Origin of the sequence: Zongyangia hominis (assembly GCF_014385095.1) — a bacterium.
Taxonomy (GTDB): Bacteria; Bacillota; Clostridia; order Oscillospirales; family Ruminococcaceae; genus Zongyangia; species Zongyangia hominis.
In genome coordinates this window covers 22,009-44,488 of sequence record NZ_JACRTC010000011.1, presented here as the reverse complement: position 1 = coordinate 44,488, position 22,480 = coordinate 22,009, and the positions used below count along the sequence as shown (strand labels likewise).

The following is a 22,480-nucleotide window of genomic DNA, read 5'->3' as shown; positions in this document are numbered from 1 at the left end:
AGCGCTGCTGCTCATGGCGGGCGCTGCTGGAACAGCGGTCTTCCTTACCAGAAAGCGGAAGAAATAACGAAACCCTTCTTCTTCTCAATAAGACCCAGCTAAAAAAGCAAAAGGCGGAGTCGGACTTTTGTCCGGCCTCCGCCTTTTTGCCGCGCAATGGGGAAGGACGGCCTGGCCACTGGCACATGAGTGGACAGGATGGGCCCATCCTCCAAGAAAGCGGCCAGCTCCAGGGGACGGGCCCACCCGGTCCTTCCCATGCGCCTTCCTTGCGGGGGTCCCTGCGTCCCGACCTTCCTCACGCCCCTTTCTACACCGTGGTCCCCTCGTCCGGCCCCTACGCTCGCCTCTGCTAAAGGAAATCTGGGCCGCCCGGGACTTTGTAGCCTGAGACATGGCGGGAAATTTCTCGCTCGACGGCTCGCCCGAATATTACTCTCGAGGGCATCAAAAAAGGGCCCGCCAGATGGCGGGCCCTTTTACTATTGCCTTGTGCTTATTTCTTCCGCTTCTTGCTTGCAAGGAAGACGGCCGTGCCGCCTGCGCCCGCCAGCACCACCAGGGAACCGATCAACAGCGCCGTATCATTGGTTCCAGGGTTGGGCTTTTTGCCGGTATCCGTGGGTATCGTCACGCTGCCGCCGCCATTGCCGCCGGGGATGTGGGGCTTCTTGGTGGTGGTCGGCTTGGTGGAAGAGGTCACCGGGGGCTCTTCCGAAGTGACCGGCGGCTCACTGCTGGAGCTGCCGCCGCCCTCACCCTTGATGTTTACCGTGGTGCCCGCGCCGGCTGCTCCCGGCACCAGGTCGCCGTTGACGCCTGCCACCAGCAGGTCTTTGATCCCCATACCGGTGTCGCCCTCGGCCGCGTCGCTCTTCACCTGGAAGGTGATGAGAAACAGACCGGCTGCATTCTGCACCGGGGCGCTCAGATCCGCCGTGTCGTCATAGGCAAGCAATCGGATATTGCCTTCCCCCATATCAGCAGACTCCGCATACCAGGATGCGGGGGTCTGGGGCTGCGCACTTTTGTATTCCAGCACGGCTGGGTCATAGGTGACATCCATCTGGAAGCCGTAGAGGTCATCCGCGGTTTCGGTGGACACGGTAACAACAATGGTATCGCCGGGCTTTGCCTCCGCCACACCGGGGGTCAGCTTGACCGCCGGGGAAGCGGCGAACACCTGGCAGGCCAGCACAGCGGCCAGAATGCAGCACACGAGTAGGCTGCTTAGGATTTTCTTCATCTTAAAGTTTCCTCCCTCTCTATTTGGGACGGATCTTCTGCCGTCCTCTCTCCGCTGTGCGGGTTATTTTTTCACAAACTGGAGGTAGTCAATACCAAACACATAGTCCCTCGAGGACGCGTTTTTGCCCTTGATGACAAATTTGATGGTATGCTCTCCACCGGTGACAGTGCCCAGAGAGATTTCACCCGTGGGCTTCAGGTCGGGATCATAGAGGTCCTGGGTGCCGACGGAATTGCCGTCCACAAGGATTTCGATCTGGCCGAAATCCGCCGCCTTACTCAGTGCCGCGGAGAAGTCATAGCTTCCCGCGGGCAGGGTAATTTGGGTCTCGATAAAGCTGTCCTGCTGGCCGCGGATCACCACCAGGTGGGAATTCTGGCTCCAAGCAGAACCATCAAACCAGAAGAACCGCTGATTCCAAGGAATCATGCCATCGGATTTCCCAGTCACTTTCAGATCCTCGCCCTCCACCCGGATGGAGGTGGGGTTCGCTTCGGGGGTGTAGGGGGTCAGACGGATATAGTCCAGAGCATACACCTTGCCGGCATTGAGAGAATCCACGACGGTGGCTTTGAACTGATGATCGCCCGCCGTCAGGTGGATGCGGCCGAGGAAGGTCTCGCCGGAGGGAACGCAGTTGCCTTCGTTGAGGTTCACAAGGTTTCCAAAGTCCACGCCGTCGATGGCGTGTTGGACGATGCCGAAATCACCCGCCCGAGTCATGCCAACACTGACGATGTAGTCGCCCTCCACCGGTACGGGGAGCTTGAGAGTCATGTATCCGCCAAACTCGCTGGCCTTAAATAAATTGTGCTTATTGCCGCTCCATCTGTCATCCATATCTTGGAGGAGGAACATTTCCGTCTTATCGGAATCCACGATTTCCAGATTCTCGCCCTCGTAGAATACCTCCGTGGGCAGGGTGGCGGCGTCGCCGGTGCGGATCAGTTTGACAAGATCAAGACCGAAGAGGTATCCGACTGCGGCCTCGTTTTTGTCCTTACAGGTGATGGTCAGTTGATGCTTGCCGGCTTTGAGGTCCATGCTGCCCAATTTGACAAGGCCGGTGTTCACTAGGTTGGCATCATACAGGTCGACAGTGGAACCAATGTCCTTGCCGTCGATGGCATACTGGAAGATGCCGAAGTCTGCCGCCTTGGACATGGCTGCGGAGATATCATAAGCGCCGTCCTTGGGCACGTCGAGACTCAGGGTGATGGACTGATTCGCCTCGGTAAATTTGGTCACCAGATGGGAGCGCTGGCTCCAGGCGCTGGAATCGGTCCAGAAGATGTACTGGGCGAAGGGGGTGATGCCGTCGGGATGGGCGGTAACCTCCATCTCCTCGCCTTCATAGGTCCATTCGGTTTCGCTCTTTTCAGGGATATACTGCTGTAAGGTCAGGGTGTCCAGGGCGTAGAGCCAGCCATTGGAGGCCGGCGTTTTGTCTACCATCTCGATTTTGAGCGCGTGGTCCCCTGCCGTCAGGTGGATCTTGCCGAGAATGGTGTCCGGCGTGACCATTAAGTTACCCTCGTAGTAATCAATGGGGTTGCCGAGTTTGACGCCGTCCATAGAATGCTGGGCAAAGCCGAAGTCGTTGGCTCTGGTCATGGTGCCCGAAATGATGTAGTCTCCCTCTTTGGGGACGTTCACTTTGAGGGTCATGGAATCGCCCGCTTTGCTTCCGAACATCAGCTTCTGGGCGCCGGCGCTAAACTTGTCGCCGCTCTGGTTCTCAATCTTGATGCCCTCGGTCTGGGCGGTGACTTCCAGGCTCTCGCCCTCATACGTGACTTTGACCAGCGTGTCGGGGCCGCTCTTCTCCACCTTGAGGTAGTCAAGGCCGTAGAGGCGGTTGGCGGACGCGCCGTTCTTGCCGGCGATGCGCACTTCGAAGACATGCAGGCCACGGGTCAGATGGGTGGTGCCAAGCTCTGTCTCGGGTGTACGGCTGACGCCGTTTCCATACAAATCGATCTGACCGCCGATGGCTGTGCCGTCGATGTAATGCTGTGCAATGCCGAAGTCGGGTGCTTTGGTGAAGGCGGCGCTCAGCTTATAGTCGCCCTCCTCCGCCACATTGATATAGAACTTGGTGTAGTCGCCCACATTGTTGGATTTGAAGACAAACTGGGCATTGTTGCTCCACTGGTTGCCGTAACCGCTCATGTTCTGGGTCTCGGCCTGGAGCATGCCGGTGGATTCGATGATCTTGAGATCCTCGCCCTCGTAGAAGTCGGAGGCCGCAGGATAGGGATCTTCATAATAGGAGGTGCGGTCCGCCAGAGAGATGGGTCCGTAAGGATCGTTGCCGTTTTTATCTAAGTAGAAGAAGTTCGTGAAGACCCAGTTGGCGTACTCATCCCGGTGATATTTTTCCAGATAGGCGTTAAAGGACTCCTGGAAGGGGATGCTGTCGATGACATGGAAGCGGTTATTGAGCCGGCTGCCGATGCCGAACATGCCGCCGTTGGTAAAGGGCTGGCTATGGTAGGCCTGGGTGAAGGGCTTCCAGGTGCCCCAGGCGTAACCGAAGTAGTCCTCACACCCGGTACCGAACCAAGAGGGGAACTTCTCGCCGTCGACGAAGAATTTCTCGTCGCCCTCGCCCCACCACCAGTTGGGCTCGTAGGTGGGATCGCCGGTGCCGATGGCCTTATAGATGTGCAGGGAGGTCCCCACAAAGCGGCCGGTACCGGTGATGGAGAGGAATTGGGAATCCGGCCACATCTCGTTGCCGTTCTTGGGCGGGTCCTCGGCCCGGACCCATTTGGCGTGGAAGCGCATCAGATCCTTCGCCTTGGCCGCATCCAGCGGAGCGGCATTGACCGTATAGGTGATGGAGTAGTCCTCGTCCCCGTCGTTGCCGATGGTAAGCTGTGCCCCGCTTTCAAAGGGCATGTACCAGTTCGAGTACATGGTGCCGTCGTCCAGGACGCCCATGGGGAAGGACTCATATTCGTTGAGTCCGGTGATGCTCGAGAAGAAGCCGCCCAGGGTGGTCCAGACCGAGGGATTCGATTCCCCATCCCATTTGGCGGAAATGGTCATGTCGGAGAGGGACTTCCAGTCCTTGGCCACGCCGTCCTCACCGATTTCCATATCCAGGTCGTTGATCTTGACCTGCATCCCGGTGATGGCGCCGGAACCGATGGCGTCGAAAATATTCACGCTGCCGCCAGCGGGCACCGTAACAGTTGTGGTGACGGAATTCCCATTTTCATAGCTCTTGGGGGAGGTGCTCATATCCCCGGCAAAGACGCTGTTCACCGCTTTGATGGCGTTTTGCTGCTGTGAAGTCAGCGGCATCTCGAAGGGCTCCACTTGGGTGTCCTCGGGATAGGAGACGTAGTTGACCTGATAGAACATGCCCCAGCCCTCATAAAGGACCACCTTGCAGGACTCGTTGTAGGTGATGGGCACGTAGCAGTTTTTGCCTCTGGCCGCGTCATAGCACAGCTCCGACTGGTTAAAGGGGAATTCCCCGCTGCCGAAGAGCTGGCTGAAGGGCATGTCCACCGCGGGGGTGGGATCGCCGTCGATGAAGATTTTGATATGTCCCTGCTGGGGATTGGCCGACCAGATGCGGACGATGGAGCCGGGGCCCTCCATCTCAGCGATGATGTAGCCGCCGTCCTCCGAGCGGGGCGCGTCGTAGCCCTCGTCGCCGTTCTGGCCCCAGTTTTCGTAATGGCCGGTTGTTTCATTGTATTTCGATTTCTTGTTATAGGCGGAACTTTCCCAGCACTTCTCGCCCGCACGGGCAGGAGCCGCCAGGGATTCCAGATCGGTCATCCGGGAAACCACGTCGGCGTAGCTGAGCTTCTCGGTGACTTCGCCGCTGCCGGACATCAGCATTTTCACTTTGAGGATGTCGGCCACGGTGATGGCGCCGTCGCCGTCCAGGTCGCCGTTGACCAACTGCCAGGACTCCGGGACCGCTCTCTCAAAGATAAAGTCCCGCATCAAGGCGATATCGTCGGCGTTTACCTGTTTGTCGCCGTTCACATCCCCCGCCAGCCCTCTGGCCCGGCGCACCTTGATGAATTTGTACATCTCAATGCCCTTGTCCGGATTGATGAGCTTGAGGGTGATGGTGGTGTAGCCCTGACCGATGACGATATCGGGGGACTCCTCGCCGGAAGCGAGGTCGATTTCTCCCAGGACCTGCCCCGTCTCGTTGGCGGCGCTCACCTTCATGGCGACGCCGTCCTCAGCCACGGCTTTGATCTTGACGCGGGTCATGGAGAAGTCCACCCGGCAGGTATAGGTATCGGCCGCCGCGTCAAAGCTGAGGGCGTCCTCGGCCCCCACCAGGGTGAGACCGGTGAGCTTGGGAATCGAAGCCTCATCCACGGGGGTGAAGTTGACGCCCTGATAGAGCACGTCACAGGAAAAGGTCAGCAGACCGAATTTTCCCGAGGTGTACGCGCTGTCGGTGGCGTTGACGGCCAGAACGCCGTCCACATACATTTTTAAGCTGGAGCCAATGGCCTCCACCCGCAATGCAAATTCCCGCTTGGATTTGTCGGGCAGGGTGTACTCGCCGATATCGTGGCCACCCTCTCCGAAGGAGAAGATGCGGGCGGTGCCCCGCCCTAAATCCACGTTGGCCACATAGGAGCCGTCCCCCTTCGGGTCGTTGCCCGACCGGAAGACCAGGGAAGCCGCACCGCTGTTGCCGGTGAGCTTCACCTTTGCCTCATAGATAAAATCGCCGCCTGTAGAGTCGCTCATGGCGAAGCAGTCGCCACTGCCCTGGCCCGCAGACCGTTGTCGGTCTCGGTCCAGTTGCCCTGCTGGCCCGTCAGGTTTACCAAATTGGTGATGAAGCCCTCGTCCGCAGCAAACGCCGTGACCGACGCCGGGATGAGCATGCACAGTGCAAGCACCAATCCCAATACCCTGCGGCCGAAGCCTCTCTTCTTTGACAGTCGCATGTTGTTGTTACCCCTCTTCCTCTCGTTTTGCTTGGTGTCGCGCCGTCGGGGCGACACACTCATATTCTTTCGCGCAGCTTCTTTGTCCCCGGCTGGGGGATATCTCCTGCCCCGCTTGCCCTCTTTGGGACCTGGGTGCGTTGTGCCGTTTGATCGTTTCCTTGGTTTTCTGCCGTTTGGTAAGAAAATCGTTCCAATGGGTTCCATCTGGGCGCAAAACATCCCATTTGGGCTTGAAAGATATATGTTTACATTATAGTAAAACGGGGATAAATTTGCAATAAAAGGTGAGATTGTATAAATATTTTGTTTATTTCAACATAAATCGCTATGGTTCTTTGGAAATAATGCCCTTGTTCCAACGTACTACTCAATGAAATCGGTACAAATAGGGCAAAAAACGCCCTTAAAAAATGGACCCGCCCCGCAGGGTGGGTCCGCCAAAGGAAACGGCCGCTATTGGACCGGCGCGCAAAAACGAAGCGGCGTCATCGCCGCGCCGCTACCGGGCTGCAAGGCAAGGACCGCCCTCCTCCGCACTGCCGCTCCGTGGGCCCCACAGCCGGGCGCGAAGCACTCTGCAACCGGTCAGCGAAGATCAGTGGGAGCGGGCCGCGCCGCTACCGGTCCGCATAGATGATTTCTACCCCGGACTTTCGCAGCTGGTCTTCCAAGCTCTTCTCCAGTATCCCGGTAGTGATGAGCACATCCACGTCGGCAAAATCGGCAAAGGTATTGATGCCGTAGGCCCCCACCTTGCTCTGGTCCATCAAGATGAAGACCTGTTCGGCGGCGGCGATCATGCTGCGCTTGGCCTCGCTCTGAAAGGGGGAGCAGACGGCGAAACCCTGGCCCGCCCGCAGACTGGTGGTGCCGATAAATGCCTTGGACACCGAGATGGAACGAAAGAAGGCCTCGCAGTCGGGGCCCACTAAGGACATCATCTTGTCATCGAAAAAGCCGCCGCTAAACTGCAAGGAGATGCCGCTGCCCGCAAAGGCGTAGGCGGCGGAGATAAAGTTGGTAACCACCGACAGGGCGGATCGCTCTTGCAGGCTCTCAGCCATCTGAAGCACCGTGGTAGAGCTGTCGAGGATGAGGGAATCCCCGTCCTCCACAAAACGGGCCGCCGCCCGGGCAATGGCCTCCTTTTCACCCAGGGAGCGCCCCTCCCGCTCGGCGGGCGGCGCCACCGTGGTGATGGCCGAGCCGATGGTCGCCTTGCCCCAGGAGCGGGTCAGGGCGCCGATGCCCTCCAAATAGTCTAAGTCCCGGCGAATGGTGGCCGGCGTGGCCCCAAACAGCTCGGCCAGCTCCTGGTTGGACACGGTGCCGTGCTTTTGCAGCAGTTTGATGATCTGATCCCGGCGTTCACTCGCGTTTTTCATTCCACTTTTCCCCCATTTTCTTTCTTTTGCGCGGCCGTCCCCGTGCGCGCTTTCCTGGCTTTATTATAACAGATCCCACGGTATCTGTACAGTCAATTCGATAAAATAGACATACAAATTCAAACATTTTCTTTTTATATGTGTTCGTTTTTATGCAAATCGGCCTCAAAACGCAAATTTACATTGACAATTCGATAAAACGATCATATACTGGACCTGTAAGAAAATCCATCCCTTTGATAGAAGCGGCAGGAGGCAGCCAACATGATTTTAAGCAGCATGAAGTGTACATTCGGCGCGCTGGTAGAATCCGGCAAACTGTCGGTGGCATTGGACACCGACGCCGGCCTTTTTGAAAGAATCAAAAACCTGGAACTGGACTTTGACGATTACGAGAGACTCTCCGGGGTCTCCTCCACGGTGGGCGTCACCGAAGAGTTCCAAAAGGTCCTGCGCACCTTCCCGGTGCCCCAGGGGGAGATTCCGGCGGGCTTTCGTCCCGAGCTCCTCTTAGGCGGGGACGGCAGCGTGCGGGTGGACCTCAAACGGGACATCTCCTATGAGAAAAACGGGAAGAAGCGCCCCACCAGCGTCCTCTACTCGGCCAATTCGGCCAACCCCTTCGAGGTCTCGGCCATGAAGGACATGATCGCCAGCCTGACCACCAATCCCCAGATCATCTACGACCACTTTCTTCATAACCCCAAGGCCAATGTGGGCGGCCAATTTAGGGACCGCTTCGAGGTATTGGAGGAGCTGGCCCGCATCGTGGGGCCGGGGGTGGACATCAGCGTGGAGGTCAACGACCCCTTCGCCCCCGAGAGCGAGCTGATGGAAGAAATCGCCCGGTGCGAGGAGATCCTGACCCCCTACCGCCTGGTGGTCAAGGTGCCCCACACCGGCGCCCTCAACAAAGAGAACGTGGGCGATTTCCTCGCGGGCACACTGGACGTCCCCTACGACGGCGGCAGCGTGGAGGACAACTTCTACGGCCACAACTTCGCCTACAAGCTCTCGGAGCAGGGCTACCGGGTCAACTTTACTTTGATGTTCGACCCCCACCAGACGGCGCTGGCGCTCTTGGCAAAGCCCTACTTCATCAACGCCTTTGTGGAAACCCGGCATTTGGACACCCTGAAAATGCGGGATCTCCTCCAAAAGCTGGATCTGACCGGGGACGAAGGCTACGCCCAGTCCCTGCGGCAGTTCATGATCGACACCGACACCCTGCCCCGGTCGAGCCTGGGCGCGCCGGTCAAGGACGCGGTGGAAAAGGCCCGGGCCCTGGTTTCCTACCGGCAGGCGGACACCCATGAGGGCAGCGACGGCCTGGACAGCGTCCGCCACAGCCTGCGCCTGCTGCGCCAGTCGAACCTGCCCGACACCCGTCTGATCATCTGCAACACCAACTACCCCCAGATCTACTGGGACATCGACAAGATGCTCACCGAGCCCGAATTTGCTGACATGGCAGGCCGGGTGGTCATCACCGCCACCCCCACCTATTTCGGACAATTCACCTGCGCCCCCGGCATCTTCAGCTACCAGCGCAAGTTTTTAACGGCATCCAACTAAGGAAACGGAGGAAGCTGCATCATGAAAGAAATCATTTTCCGCCCCGAACTCTATGAATTTGAATCCTGCGCCGATTTTGCCCGGGAGTTTCAGCTGGGCGAGGGGGATCTCATCCTTACAAACGCCTTTCTCTTCGAAGACTATTTTAAAGGGCTTGATCTGCCGGTGTCCACCCTCTTCCAGGAGCGCTACGGCGCCGGGGAACCCACCGACCTGATGGTGGACGCCATTTTGGAGGACGCTGCCAAAACCGGCTGCAAGCGGATCATCGCCGTGGGCGGCGGCACCATCATCGACATCGCCAAGGTCATGGCGGTGTCAAGCGGCGAAACGGTGGACGATCTCTACGCGAAAGCCGCCGCCCTGCAAAAGAAGCGGGGGCTCGTCATCGTGCCCACCACCTGCGGCACCGGCAGCGAGATGACCAACATTTCCATCATCAACCGCACCCGCATCGGCACCAAGATGGGGCTGGTGTCGGAAGCCATGTTCGCCGACCAGGCGGTCCTCATCCCGGCGCTGCTCACGGGCCTCCCCTTCCCCGTCTTTGCCACCAGCTCCATCGACGCGCTGGTCCACGCGGTGGAATCGAGCCTCTCCCCCAAGGCCACCCCGTACACGAGGCTCTTTGGCTATAAGGCCATCGAAATGATCCTCCGCGGCTATCAGCGGCTCACCAAGGAGGGCCCCGACGCCCTGGTTCCCCTGCTGCGGGACTTTCTCATCGCCAGCAACTACGCGGGCCTTGCCTTCGGCACCGCGGGCTGCGCGGCGGTCCACGCCCTGAGCTACCCGCTGGGAGGCAAGTACCACGTCCCCCACGGGGAATCAAATTACGCCATGTTCACCGGCGTCCTCAAGGCGTACCAGTCCATCCGGCGGGACGGGGCCCTCCAGGAACTGAACGCCTATCTTTCAAAACTTCTGGGCTGTGAGGAAGCGAAAGTCTACGACGCCCTGGAAACGCTATTAAACCACATCCTGCCCAAGAAGCCCCTCCACGCCTACGGGGTCACTGAGGCGGACCTGCCGGAATTTGCCCGCAGCGTCATGGAGACCCAGGGGCGGCTCATGGGGAACAACTTCGTCCCCTTAGACGAAGCCCAGGTACTGCATATCTATCAGTCCCTTTACTAAAACAATTTACCAGGAGGAAACATGATGAAAGTCGTATTATCCAACGACCGGGGCGGCTACGGTCTCAAGGAGGCAGCCGCCGCGTTACTCAAAGAACAGGGGCACCAGGTCATCGACCTTGGCACCCAGTCCCCCGACGAGATCAAAGGCTACACCGACGCCGGTGTGGCGGTGGCCAAGGCGGTCCAGAGCGGCGAGGCCGACCGGGGCCTGCTCTTCTGCGGCACCGGCATGGGCGTCAGCCAGACGGCCAATAAGTTTAAAGGCGTGTATGCCGCCGTAGTGGAGAGCGTCTTCGCCGCCCGGAGCTGCCGCCAGATCAATAACTGCAACGTCATGTGCTGCGGCGGCTACATCTTAGGCGAATATATGGCCCGGGAAATGGTGGACGCCTTCATCAATACCGGCTTTACCGAAGGCTTCGCGCCCGAGCGCGCCGCCGGCCTCAAAGCCCAGTTTGCGCGTTTGCAGGAGATCGAAGCGGAAAACCTACGATAAACGCCTCACAACCACATAGAAAACGCAGAACGCCCAGACGGAAATTCCGCCCGGGCGTTCTGCGTTTTTTTGTGTTAAGGAAGAAGATAGCAAAATAAAAGAAGGCGGCGCCAGCTGCCCTGGGAAAACCCGCCCTGTTCTTTTCCAGGCATGTCCTGAGAAAAGCGGTCAAAGTATAGATCGGGAATATTCTACATTTCATGGAAAAATAGGAGACGTTTGTTTCATAAAAGCAACAGAACGTTCTATCAAACCTTGATAAAAGCAAGAAATAACATTGCGAAACCATGCGAATTGGCTCTATGGTCATTATACTCACATCGTCTCGCTTCGTCAATCGTTTCTTCCCGTTCCTTCTAAAATCGTCAAATTGACAAAAAATCCTCGCTTGCCTTTGTGAAGAGTATGACTTTCTCCACCATCCGGCCGTAGACCCAAAAGCTATCTGGAACACCATAGCCGTGAAACGGTTCTAGCTCCTGAGTCGTTAACCCCATGCGCCGGCTGTCGCCTCCCAGCGCAAAACACCGCAGGCGCTTTCGCGGCTGCGGTGTTTTGGGTGGACTCATTTGTCATAGGGCTTGCCCGGTCATCTCAGGACAATGCTGCGGGCGATGGCGTCCACTTCGGCCTGGGTGGCGGATCCCTCGGCCAAATCGATGACGATGTAGCGGAGCAAGTCCGTGTTATAGGCTAGGATGCCGGGGCTGTACCACACCTCCCCCGACGCGTCGCCCTCCCGGTGATAGACCCGGCAGGTGGCGGTGCAGGTGGTGTCCGTCTGGTTCACGGGGGTGTATTCGTTGTCCCAGTTGGCCATGGAGCCCAGCATGAGCCGGTTATAGACCATCCGATAGAAATTGTCCTCCGTGGTCCCCTCGTAAATTTCAAAGTCGCTGTAAGAGATGACGCCGATGCGCTCTTCGCCTCTGTAAACGGCCACGGGTCCGTAGAACCCTCTTTCATCGGCGCTCATCAGCCGCAGCGACCAGTCGGACGGGAGGGCCGCTTGGAGCCGAAACACATGGCCGTCGGCCTCGGTGTAGGTAAGCGTCGCGTTCTGGGTCTTGCCGCCGACCTGCTCGGATGTCACTTGCACCACGGTGTCGGAGAGTGAGACGGGAACCACGGGTTTGCCGTCGGTAAACACCCACTCCTTCTGGTCCCAATAGCGGACGATGCCGGTGTGTTCCCCAGGGGCGTCCGGCTTATAAAAGGAAACATAGACGCTCAGCTCCGTCGAATCGGGGACAGTCTCGTCAAACATCTTTTCCCGATAGGTCTTCCCCTGGACCCAGTTATTGTCTAAGCTCTCCTGCTCAAAGGCGTGCAGGGACATGTGGGAGCCGTCGGGCAGCGGCATGAGTCCTCGGACCTCCATGCTCAGCGCGTACCGCTCCGGCATCCCCTGAGGTATGGTCACCGATACCGTGCCGTCCTCAAAGGTGGCGCTTTGCAGCACCGCCTGGATATAGGCTTCCTCGCTGTAATGGAGGGCCGCCGGGTTCCAGGCGTTTTTGGTGGCGTCGTAAGCCAAGACTTCCCCCGTGACCTTGTTGACTCCCGCCAAGAGCGAGGAAGGCGCCTGGTCCCCCTCCACCGGCGGCAGGCTCACCCGGAAGCGGGCCAGGACTTGGCCTTCCACCGTCTCATCTCCATCCGCCTCAATCACATAGCCAGGATAGGTTTGCTCCGCCTTGGCAGAAATCTCGTCAGTGGAGAGTGCCGTCTTCTGGAGGGAGGAGGATTCTTCCGGGACCTGTTCGGCCCCCTTTTCCTTGGGGTTGGTGAGTAGCCCCACACAGATGCCCGCAACCACAAGGAGGGCAATGAGCGCCACCCAAAAGGCGGGCTTTTTGTAGCGCAGCACGTTTTTGATCCGCCCTTTGGTGTCCCCCTCGCCGAAGGCCAGGGGGGTGCCGCCGATCACCCTTCGGCCGGTGGCCATGCTCAGCAACGTGGAGGAATACCCCCGCTTTGCCTCGCTGCCAAGGCGCTTGATGACGTTCTCGTCACAAGACATCTCCATATCCTTGCCGCTGAGGAAGAACGCGGCCCACACCAATGGGTGAAACCAGTAGGCGCACACCAGCAAAAAGCTAACAAATTTCACTACATGGTCGCCTCTGTGGATATGGGCGCGCTCATGGAGAAGGATGTAGCGCCTTTCCACTTCTGTCAGCCCCGTTGGCAGGTAAATCTTTGGCCGGAAAAGGCCGACCACAAAGGGGGTGTCCAGTCCCGGCAGCAGATAGACGTTGCCGCTTTCCAGTGTGGCGCCTTTGAGTACGCTGCGCATCCGGAAAAACTTCCACAGGCTGTACCCGAACAGGACGGCGATGCCGGTAAGCCAGATGACGGCCCCCGTCCAAATCCACACCTGCATGGGATTGACGCTAGCTGTCGCCGCCGGCGCCGGCAGCACCGGATTGACCACCCGGTCGAGGACGCGGATACCCGTGTCAATCCGGGGCGCCTGGGCCTGCATGATATCCACCGGAATGGGCTTTGCCCGGGTGGGCAGCAGGCTCAGCACGCTCTCGAAGGAGAACGGACAAGTGAGGCGGAAGAGTACGACGCTCCACAGGGCATAGGAATAGATTTTCGGCGCCCGTTTGAGGAAAAGACGGGCGACCATCACCAGTAAGATGACGAAGCTCGCGGTAAAAGCCATGTTGAGAATTTGCAAAAATACCTGTTCGAGCATTGTTATCCCTCCCTGTGGTTTTCAATCAGCCGTTCAATCTCCAGGACTTCCTGGTCACTCAGACGGTTGCGGCGGGTAAACGCCGCCAAAAACTGGGGCAGGGACCCGCCGAAAGTCTCTTGTAAGAACCGCTCCCCCTGCATGGCCCGGAAGTCCTGCCGGGGAATGAGGGCCACCACCGTGCCGCCCTGATTCTCGAAAATCTGCCGTTCACACAGCCGTTTGAGCATGGTGTAGGTGGTGGATTTCTTCCAATCAAATTCTTTTTGACACAGCCTTACCAGCTCCCCCGAGGAAACCGGCGCATGCTCCCAAATAAGGTCCGCAAATTTCTGTTCCATTTCTCCCAGTTTGTATCTGTCCATTTGATTCTCCCCTTTGGTCTAATATCGTTAGACTCCTTATTTGTAAGTCTACTACCATTAGACTAAGTTGTCAACTGTTTTTTCGTCAGTTTCTTCCAAAGATTACGCTTTATTTTCTCTCCCCATAATTCGACAATATCTATGATCAATAGCCAAAATATGTTATAATTCGAAAAAAGGAGGGAAATTTATGAAAAAATTTATAACCCTAGTCGTTTCTCTGGTCCTCATTTTAAGCTTGTCATCCTGTGCAGCGCCCCCAGAAACTTCCTCCTCGGCACCGGTAACGGAGTCTCATTCCGTCGTACAAACGACACCCGCCCCGGTGACTACAACGCCGCCGGTGACAACCACCGCACCCATCACCACAAAACCGGAGCCCATTGTGTATGATGAATCCGGCAGCGGCGATACCGTCCTACAAAACATCACGATCAAGTCTGCATACAATGTCCTCACCTTTACCCATTCCGGTTCCAGTAACTTTATTGTCAAAGGCCACCGGGAAGACGGCAGCTATGAGCTGCTCGTCAACACCATCGGTCCGTATCAAGGTACTGTTCTTCTCGACGATGCGGCAGCCTTCATGCTGGAAATTAAAGCGGATGGCAACTGGACGGTTCATGATGAGACCATTCATGGCGATACGGCTACCTCGTTTTCCGGAAGCGGCGATTTTGTCACCACGGTGACCCAACCCGGCACTAAAATTTTTGAATTTACCCATGACGGCAGCAGTAACTTCATTGTCCGGCAGCACTCCGATGTGGGCACAGAGCTGTTGGTCAATGAAATTGGCGCTTACAGCGGCCAGGTCGTTTCGAGGATTTCCGCCAGTGAACCCTGCCTCTTTGAAATCATCGCCGACGGCAACTGGACGATCAAGCCCGTTTCCTGATAGAAAAACTCATTCCTATCTCTTGCCCTGCAAAAGGACCGGTTTCCCCACAAAAGGGAAAACCGGTCCTTTCATTGAATGGAAAAAAGAGTCTGAACGCGATTACGTTCAGACTCTTTCGAGTTGGTTGCGGAGGCAGGATTTGAACCTACGACCTTCGGGTTATGAGCCCGACGAGCTACCGGACTGCTCCACTCCGCGATATGATTTTTTAGTGCTTTATTATTATAGCGCATCCTAAAGAAAAAAGCAACCCCTTTTTTCTTAAACAAAAAACCCTTTATCATTTTATACATGATAAAGGGTTTTTATTCCTTTAAAATGGCTATTCTTCCGCTGCTGTCTCCGGCTCTTCACCCAAATCTGGATCTTCATCCATCAGTCCTATATCGTCCTGGGCATAGAACTCCATGTCCATATCGTCATCCATAATATCCTGCTCGTAGTCGTCGCACAGAGCGCAGGTTCTCTTCTTTAGGTAAGCGGCCACCGCAATCAGAACGCCAGCCAGTGCAATGATCAACGCAATCAGCGATATAAATGTACCCTTTTTCATTCCAGATACCTCCATTTAAATCCATGTGTCCTTTGCACGCGGCAAATTCTGCACTTGGATCTAGTATTCCAGTTGTCCCTATTATAATACGGGCTGAAAAAAATAACAACTGAAAAGAGAAAAGTTCATAGTTTATCGCATAAATTCTCGTTTCCCGCGCCTTTTATAGGCGAAACCATCGAGAAGTGGGCGAGAGCCGCAATAGTAGAACGCAAAAGGGCACGTGCTCCCAGGATATTGGAGCCTGCACTTCTGGAAACGGCGTCCGCTTTCCAAAGGGTTTTTCCCACCCGCTTTGCGGGCGACGGCTGATACGCGGACGCAAACAAAAAGCCCCGGCTGAGAGCCGGGGCTTTCACGCGCGATGCGCTTATTTTGCAAACAGGGATTTCCCCGTCATCTCTTGAGGCTGGGGCAGTCCGAGGACCTCCAGCATGGTGGGCGCAATATCCGCCAGGCATCCGCCCTCTCTCAGCTTGCAGTCGTAACCGGCCACAATAAAGGGGACGGGGTTGGTGGTGTGGGCCGTGAAGGCGCTGCCGTCCGGCTCGTACATCTGGTCCGCATTGCCGTGGTCCGCGGTAATCAGGGCCACGCCGTCTTTTGCGAGAATGGCGTCCACGACCTTGCCCATGCAGGTGTCCACCGCCTCCACGGCCTGGACCGCCGCGTCGAAGACGCCGGTGTGTCCGACCATGTCGCAGTTGGCAAAGTTGAGGATGATGACGTCGTATTTATCGGAAGCGATGCGGGAGAGGACCTCGTCGCAAACTTCATAGGCGCTCATCTCCGGCTTCAAGTCATAGGTTGCCACCTTGGGGGAGGCAATCAATGCCCGGTCCTCGCCCTCGTAGGGGGCTTCCACGCCGCCGTTAAAGAAGAAGGTGACGTGGGCGTATTTCTCCGTCTCCGCGATGCGAAGCTGGCTGAGGCCCTGCTTGGCAATGTATTCGCCGAAGGTGTTGGTTAGCTCCTGGGGCTTGAAGGCCACATAGACGTTGGGCATCTGTGCGTCATACTGGGTCATACAGACAAAGTATACCTTAAAGAAGCCCTTGGAGCGGGTAAAGCCGTCAAAGTCCGGGTCCACAAAGGTGCGGGTGATCTCTCGGGCCCGGTCGGGACGGAAGTTATAGAAAATAATGGAGTCGTTTTCCTTGATGCCCGCGTTTTGAGCGACCACGGTGGGCACCACGAACTCGTCGGTGACGTCCGCCTCATAGGATTTTGCCACAGCGTCCACCGGGTCGGAATTCTGAATACCCTCGCCGTCCACCATGGCTTTGTAGGCCTTCTCCACCCGCTCCCAGCGGTTGTCGCGGTCCATGGCGTAGTAGCGGCCCATGACCGTGGCAATCTCGCCTACGCCGATCTCTTTGAGCTTGGCGGCAAGCTGTGCCACAAAGTCCTTGCCGGAGGTGGGGGGCACGTCGCGTCCATCCAGGAAGCAGTGGACATAAACTTTCTCAAGCCCCATCTTTTTCGCCATTTCCACCAAGGCGTACAAATGGGTGTTGTGGCTGTGGACGCCGCCGTCGGAAAGCAGGCCCATCAGATGCAGGGCGCTGCCGTTCTTTTTGCAGTTTTCCATGGCCGCCACAAATTCCGGATTCTCATAGAAGTCCCCGTCCTTGATGGCCTTGGTGATGCGGGTCAGCTCCTGGTAGACAATGCGGCCCGCGCCGATGTTGGTGTGTCCCACCTCGGAGTTGCCCATCTGGCCGTCGGGAAGCCCCACGTCCATGCCGGACGCGCCGATCAAGGTGTTGGGGTAGGTGGCGAAAATTTTATCCAGATTCGGCGTCTTGGCAGCCTTGATGGCATTGCCATAGTCGCTGGTATTGTTGCCGAAGCCATCCATAATCAGGAGCGCTAAAGGTTTTTTCATCATATGTCCTCCTATATCCATTGGTTTAAAACAAAACGGCCGCCCATTCGGGCAGCCGTTTTTATTGCTTCACAAAATGTTACACAATAAAAGCTCGCATCGGTTCATGCAGCCGGCCGCTAAATCGTGGTTATTTGGAGGCGGCGGCGATGATGGCTGCGAAGTCGGGGGCCTTCAGGGAAGCGCCGCCGATGAGGCCGCCGTCCACGTTGACTTTGCCCAGCAGCTCGTCTGCGTTCTTCGCGTTCATGGAACCGCCGTACTGGATGGTGGTTGCCTGTGCGGTCGCGTCGTCGTAGAGCTTGGCGATGACGCCGCGGATGGCGCCGCAGACTTCGTCCGCCTGGTCGGCGGTGGCGGTTTTGCCGGTGCCGATGGCCCAGACAGGCTCATAAGCGATGATGATGTCCTTCATTTCTTCTTTGGAAACGCCGGCCAGCGCAATTTTGGTCTGCATGGAGCAGATTTCCTCGGTGATGCCCTGCTCGCGCTCATTGAGCAGCTCGCCGACGCACAGGATGACTTTCAGCCCCGCATCCAGCGCCGCGCGGACTCTCTGGTTGACGGTGACGTCGGTCTCGCCGAAGTACTGTCTTCTCTCGGAATGGCCGATGATGACATACTCGACGCCCACTTCTTTTAACATATCCGCAGAAACTTCCGCGGTGAATGCGCCGGATTTTGCCCAGTGGCAGTTCTCAGCGCCCACTTTGATGTTGGTACCCTTGGTGGCCGCGATGGCGGTCTCCAGGTTGGTGTACGGGACACAAATAATTACGCCGCAGTCAGCGTCTTTGACCAGCGGAATCATCTCTTCGATGAGGGCCTTTGCCTCGGGACGGGTCTTGTTCATTTTCCAGTTGCCGGCGATGACCGCCTGACGGGTAGCCTTATTCATAAATGATACGCTCCTTTTTTGTGATTATACACTTCGTCCAAAAAGGCACGGGGGACCGTGCCTTTTCTTTTTAGTCAAACTTATTTGTCGTTGAGGCAATCGATACCGGGCAGGACTTTGCCTTCCATGAATTCCAGAGAAGCGCCGCCGCCGGTGGAGATGTGGCTCATCTTGTCGGCAAATCCCAGCTTGGTGACAGCAGCCACCGAGTCGCCGCCGCCAATGATGGAAACAGCGCCGCTGTCGGCCACCGCTTTGGCAACGCTCAGGGTGCCTTCCGCGAATTTAGCAAACTCGAAGACGCCCATGGGGCCGTTCCAGATGACGGTACCGGCGCCTTTGATGGCGTTGCAGAACGCCTCGATGGACTTCGGACCGATGTCCATACCCATCCAGCCGTCGGGGATATCGTCGGAATTAACGACCTTCTCGTTGCAGTTCTCGTCGAATTTATCGCCGGTGTTGTTGTCGATGGGGAGAATCAGGTTGACGCCCTTCTTCTTGGCGTCTTCCATGATCTGGCGGGCCAGATCCAGCTTGTCGTCCTCGCAGATGGAGTCGCCGATGGGATGACCCTGGGCCTTCATGAAGGTGTAGGCCATGCCGCCGCCGATGATAAGGGTGTCGACTTTGTCCAAGAGGTTGGTGATGACGCCGATTTTATCGGAAACCTTGGCGCCGCCCAAGATGGCGACGAAGGGACGCTTCGGATCGGCCAGAGCGCCGCCGATGAAGTTGATTTCTTTCTGCATCAGGTATCCGCAGACAGCGGGCAGATAAGCGGCAACGCCGGCGGTGGAAGCATGGGCTCTATGGCAAGCGCCAAAGGCGTCGTTGACATAAATTTCCGCCATGGATGCCAGCTCTTTGGCAAAAGCGGGATCGTTCTTGGTTTCTTCCGCATGATAGCGGACGTTCTCGAGGAGCATGACCTCTCCGTCACCCAGCTCGGAAGCCAGTTTCTTCGCATCCGGACCGATGACGTCTTTGGCCATCTTGACGTCCTTGCCCAGCAGCTCGCTGAGTCTTTTGGCTACGGGAGCCAGGGAGAACTCGGGTTTGAACTCGCCCTTGGGACGGCCCAGGTGGGAGCAGAGAATCAGCTTTGCGTTATGATCAAGCAGGTACTTGATGGTCGGCAGAGCCGCTACAATTCTTTTGTCGTTGGTGATGACGCCGTCCTTGAGGGGGACGTTGAAATCACAGCGGGCCAGAACTTTCTTGCCAGCTACATCGATATCTTCGATGGACTTTTTGTTGAGAGAGGTCATGGTTGCCACCCTTTCCTTTAATGATAATTCCTGTAAGCGGAGGAGTCTCCGCTGACCTATCGTATCCTTTTCCCGGGAAAACCCGAAAAAAACGCGGATTGTTTCATTTCTCACAATCCATCTCATATTCTATCTTAAACCCGTCCATTTTTCAAGTATTTTCCGCTATATTTTCCCGCCCTTTCCCTTGTATTTTCCCGCTTTCCGCCCCTGGCGGACCCCGATCCTTCCAGGGCCCTCACTCCTTTGCCCGGGGTGCGTTTTCCCCATTCGCTCCGGCCGTCGCCTCCCCGCGCTCCCGGCTTATGCGCCAAAAAAGCAACCTACCGGCTGCTTTGCTCGCTTCGCTCTCAAAGTTTCCATGCGCGGCCGTTTCGCGCTCCCGCGCTCCCGGCCTATGCGCCAAAAAAGCAGCCGATTGGCTGCTTTTTTATCCTCTACTATCCTCTTTTTTTATCGCCCAGATAGACCACCGCCACCGTGTTGGGACCGATGTTGATGGTGATGGCCGCGCCAATTTCGATAATGGCGGCCGGGTCACGCTTGGTCGCCTTTTTACACTGGGCGATCAGGTTCTCGTTTTCACTGTCCATCCTACCGATGGCGACGAGATAGTCGTCTTTGGGGTTCTCCCGGTCGGTGAGAAATTTGACCAGACGCGGCACAACGCTCTTGTTGCCCCGGACCTTGTCCACAATATTGCTCTCGCCGTTGATGAAGGAAACCACCGGACGGATGCCCAGCATCTCGCCCACAAAGGCAGCGCCGCCCTTAATGCGGCCCGACTTTTTGAGCTGGTCCAGGGTGAAGGTGGAGGCGTAGACCTCGACCCGGCTGAACCAGTCGTTCAGATAGGCGATGACGGTGTCGGCGTGGGCGCCCTCTTTGACCATTCTGGCCGCCTGCATGATAGGATAGCCGTAGCCCAAGGAATAGGTCCCCGAGTCGATGATGGTGATACGCATCTGTTCTTTGGCCTCGGGATGCTCGTCATAAAAGGAATTCTTGGCCAGTCCCGCCGCCTCGAACATGTTGGAGCCCTGGGAATTGATGGTGACATGGATGAGATCGGTCACCCCTTCCTCCCAGCACGCCGTATACTTCTCCTCGAATTGCAGGTGGGTGATGTGGGCGGTGGTGGGAATGGTCTTCGCCTTGGAGATAATATCGTAAAACTGCCGGGGGGTAAAGTCCTTGCGCTCATAGTATCCCTGCCCGTCCACCGTCACGGGGATGAGCATGATGTCGATGTCCAGCTCCTGCCGGTCTTTTTCCGGGATGTCACAGGCGGAGTCGGTCAACAGTTTGATCTTTTGCATCGGTTTATTCTTCCTCCCATTGAAATTTCGTCAGCTGCCCTTTGGTTTTGAGCCCCTGAAAGTCCCGCTGCCGCAATGCCTCATACACCGCGATGGCCACCGTGTTGGATAGGTTCAGGCTTCGCGCGCCCTCGATCATCGGAAGGCGGACACAGCGGTCGGGGTGGGCGAAAAGGAGCGCCTCCGGCAGCCCCGCGTCCTCCCGCCCGAAGACGATATACCCGTCCTCCGGGTAGGATACGTCGCTGTACCGGTGTTGTCCCTTGGTGGTGAAGTAATAAAACTCCCCCTGGTTCTTCTCAAAAAAGTCGTCGAGGCCATCATAATAGGAAATGTCCAGCAGATGCCAGTAGTCAAGCCCCGCCCGCTTGAGCTTTTTGTCGTCGATCTGAAAGCCCATGGGCCCCACCAGATGCAGCCTTGCCCCGGTGGCGGCGCAGGTCCGGGCGATGTTGCCCGTGTTCTGGGGGATCTGGGGTTCGACCAGCACAATGTTGAGTTTCTTCTCCTGCATTTTGTATTATTTTCCTTCTGTTATACTTATTGTATTAGATTTCACAGGTCATGACCCGGCATTTTCCCGCGATTTCACACGCTCCCAGCCCGGCAGGCAGGAAGAAGCTGTCCCCTTTTTGAAACGCCATCCCGCCGCCGGGGTAACGGAGGGTACCGCTGCCGTCGAGTACGGTGAGGGCGCGGAAGGACTCCTCGTCCACACAAAGGGGCGCCTGGGTTTTCACTTCCATTAACGCGGTGGTGAAATAGGGGCAGCGCACCAGCAGGGTCTTCGCGTAGCCGTCCCCTTCCTCCCGCTCCCCCTGGGGGCGGGTCGAACGGGTCTCCCGCGTGAGCTTCGTGACGTCCAGCGCCTTCTCGATGTGCAGTTCCCTGGGCTTGCCGTCGGCGCCCACCCGCCCGAAGTCATAGACCCGGTAGGTGGAATTGGAGCTCTGCTGGACTTCCGCGATGAGGAGGCCCGGGCCGATGGCGTGGAGGGTGCCGGCGTCGATGAAGAGGCAGTCCCCCGGATGGACCTCCACCCGGCGCAATACGTCAGTGAGGGTGTTGTCCCCGATGCGGGCGGCAAATTCCTCCCGGGTGATGTCTTTGGCGAAGCCGTAGTAGAGATAGGCTCCCGGCTCGCAGTCAAGGACCAGCCACATCTCATTCTTTCCCTGCTCCCCCTCCACCCGGCGGGCGTAGTCGTCGTCGGGGTGGACCTGCACCGAGAGGCTCTGCTTGGCGTCGATGAGCTTGATGAGGACCGGGAACTCTTCCAGCGCCGCGCCGTGGGCGCCCAGGCACTCCCGGCCCAGGGTTTCAAGCGCTTCCGGCAGGGTCTTCCCGGCCAACGGGCCGTTTTCCACCCGGCTGGGGCCGTCCTTGTGGCAGGACACCTCCCAGCTTTCGGCCACAATGGAAAGATCGGACTGCTTGCCAAATTGGGTTTTGAGCCGGGTTCCTCCCCACAGATAATCTTTAAAGGCGGGGCGCAGTTTGAGCGGTGTCATGCTGAATCCTTCCTTTCTCCTGGGCGCTCTTGCCGCCCGCCATGCAGACGGACAGACAATACCATTTTTATTAAACACCATTGCGGGCCCAGAATCAAGGATATTTCATCTTGTTATTTAAATTTTTACAATGGACCGATGCGCGCAAGGCTGAAACTTCCGGCCCTTCGAGGATATTCTTCCCGCACAGACGGCCTTTTCGTCAGATTGACAGAAAAATACAGTGGGAAAAGACGGGATTTTGTTTGTTTAAATGGCCAAAAATGCAAAGATTTTT

At 57.1% G+C, this 22,480-nt stretch carries 17 protein-coding genes and 1 tRNA gene; 4 read left to right on the top strand and 14 right to left on the bottom strand.

Going from position 1 to position 22,480, the window contains the following annotated elements; translation table 11 throughout:
* Positions 1-496: 496 nt before the first annotated feature.
* The 4 genes from H8709_RS11365 to H8709_RS11350 all read right to left on the bottom strand — a co-directional run bounded on the left by H8709_RS11365 (position 497) and on the right by H8709_RS11350 (position 7,580).
* Positions 497-1,246: a cohesin domain-containing protein gene (locus H8709_RS11365; RefSeq protein WP_262398455.1), complete on the bottom strand. Its 750-nt coding sequence runs from the start codon at positions 1,244-1,246 to the stop codon at positions 497-499.
* 63 nt (positions 1,247-1,309) lie between these two features.
* Positions 1,310-5,989 (bottom strand): DUF2961 domain-containing protein, encoded by a 4,680-nt coding sequence (locus H8709_RS11360; RefSeq protein WP_262398454.1) that lies wholly within the window; start codon positions 5,987-5,989, stop codon positions 1,310-1,312.
* Positions 5,986-6,192, bottom strand: coding sequence for a hypothetical protein (locus H8709_RS11355; RefSeq protein ID WP_262398453.1), 207 nt, complete (start codon positions 6,190-6,192; stop codon positions 5,986-5,988). Before H8709_RS11355 ends, H8709_RS11360 begins: the two co-directional genes overlap by 4 nt.
* Positions 6,193-6,812: 620 nt before the next feature.
* A complete protein-coding gene (locus tag H8709_RS11350) occupies positions 6,813-7,580 on the bottom strand; it encodes a DeoR/GlpR family DNA-binding transcription regulator (RefSeq protein WP_262398452.1) in 768 nt (255 codons plus the stop codon).
* 264 nt (positions 7,581-7,844) lie between these two features.
* Here H8709_RS11350 and H8709_RS11345 point away from each other — a divergent pair, with 264 nt between their 5' ends.
* From H8709_RS11345 to H8709_RS11335, 3 genes are read left to right on the top strand one after another with little or no spacing between them, the layout of a single operon-like run.
* Positions 7,845-9,155 carry a transaldolase family protein gene (locus H8709_RS11345; protein WP_262398451.1) on the top strand — a complete coding sequence of 437 codons (1,311 nt, stop codon included), beginning with the start codon at positions 7,845-7,847 and terminating at the stop codon, positions 9,153-9,155.
* A 21-nt stretch (positions 9,156-9,176) separates the two neighbouring features.
* Positions 9,177-10,292, top strand: coding sequence for a 4-hydroxybutyrate dehydrogenase (locus H8709_RS11340; protein WP_262398450.1), 1,116 nt, complete (start codon positions 9,177-9,179; stop codon positions 10,290-10,292).
* A 24-nt stretch (positions 10,293-10,316) separates the two neighbouring features.
* Positions 10,317-10,790, top strand: a complete 474-nt coding sequence (locus tag H8709_RS11335) for an RpiB/LacA/LacB family sugar-phosphate isomerase (RefSeq protein WP_262398449.1) — start codon at positions 10,317-10,319, stop codon at positions 10,788-10,790.
* 589 nt (positions 10,791-11,379) lie between these two features.
* Here H8709_RS11335 and H8709_RS11330 read toward each other — a convergent pair.
* Positions 11,380-13,497, bottom strand: a complete 2,118-nt coding sequence (locus tag H8709_RS11330; RefSeq protein WP_262398448.1) for a M56 family metallopeptidase — start codon at positions 13,495-13,497, stop codon at positions 11,380-11,382.
* Between the two features lie 2 nt (positions 13,498-13,499).
* Complete coding sequence (locus H8709_RS11325) at positions 13,500-13,862, bottom strand: BlaI/MecI/CopY family transcriptional regulator (RefSeq protein WP_262398447.1); 363 nt, start codon at positions 13,860-13,862, stop codon at positions 13,500-13,502.
* Between the two features lie 190 nt (positions 13,863-14,052).
* On the opposite strand from H8709_RS11325, the gene H8709_RS11320 reads away from it, so the two are divergent.
* Entirely contained in the window at positions 14,053-14,760 is a 708-nt protein-coding gene (locus H8709_RS11320; RefSeq protein WP_262398446.1) for a hypothetical protein, read from the top strand.
* A 124-nt stretch (positions 14,761-14,884) separates the two neighbouring features.
* Here H8709_RS11320 and H8709_RS11315 read toward each other — a convergent pair.
* The 8 genes from H8709_RS11315 to H8709_RS11280 form a co-directional block, all read right to left on the bottom strand.
* Positions 14,885-14,961 (bottom strand) — tRNA-Met (locus H8709_RS11315).
* A gap of 124 nt (positions 14,962-15,085) precedes the next feature.
* On the bottom strand, positions 15,086-15,283 hold the full coding sequence (locus H8709_RS11310; RefSeq protein WP_262398445.1) for a hypothetical protein: 198 nt from the start codon (positions 15,281-15,283) through the stop codon (positions 15,086-15,088).
* A 403-nt stretch (positions 15,284-15,686) separates the two neighbouring features.
* A complete protein-coding gene (gene gpmI, locus H8709_RS11305) occupies positions 15,687-17,204 on the bottom strand; it encodes a 2,3-bisphosphoglycerate-independent phosphoglycerate mutase (protein ID WP_316248759.1) in 1,518 nt (505 codons plus the stop codon).
* A 130-nt stretch (positions 17,205-17,334) separates the two neighbouring features.
* Positions 17,335-18,102: a triose-phosphate isomerase gene (gene tpiA / locus H8709_RS11300; RefSeq protein ID WP_262398442.1), complete on the bottom strand. Its 768-nt coding sequence runs from the start codon at positions 18,100-18,102 to the stop codon at positions 17,335-17,337.
* An 80-nt stretch (positions 18,103-18,182) separates the two neighbouring features.
* Positions 18,183-19,373, bottom strand: coding sequence for a phosphoglycerate kinase (locus tag H8709_RS11295; protein WP_262398457.1), 1,191 nt, complete (start codon positions 19,371-19,373; stop codon positions 18,183-18,185).
* Positions 19,374-19,813: 440 nt separating this feature from the next.
* Positions 19,814-20,692 carry a DegV family protein gene (locus H8709_RS11290; RefSeq protein ID WP_262398441.1) on the bottom strand — a complete coding sequence of 293 codons (879 nt, stop codon included), beginning with the start codon at positions 20,690-20,692 and terminating at the stop codon, positions 19,814-19,816.
* 4 nt (positions 20,693-20,696) lie between these two features.
* Positions 20,697-21,206: a tRNA (uridine(34)/cytosine(34)/5-carboxymethylaminomethyluridine(34)-2'-O)-methyltransferase TrmL gene (gene trmL / locus H8709_RS11285; RefSeq protein ID WP_262398440.1), complete on the bottom strand. Its 510-nt coding sequence runs from the start codon at positions 21,204-21,206 to the stop codon at positions 20,697-20,699.
* A gap of 34 nt (positions 21,207-21,240) precedes the next feature.
* Positions 21,241-22,203 carry a type I phosphomannose isomerase catalytic subunit gene (locus H8709_RS11280; protein WP_262398439.1) on the bottom strand — a complete coding sequence of 321 codons (963 nt, stop codon included), beginning with the start codon at positions 22,201-22,203 and terminating at the stop codon, positions 21,241-21,243.
* Positions 22,204-22,480: the final 277 nt, after the last annotated feature.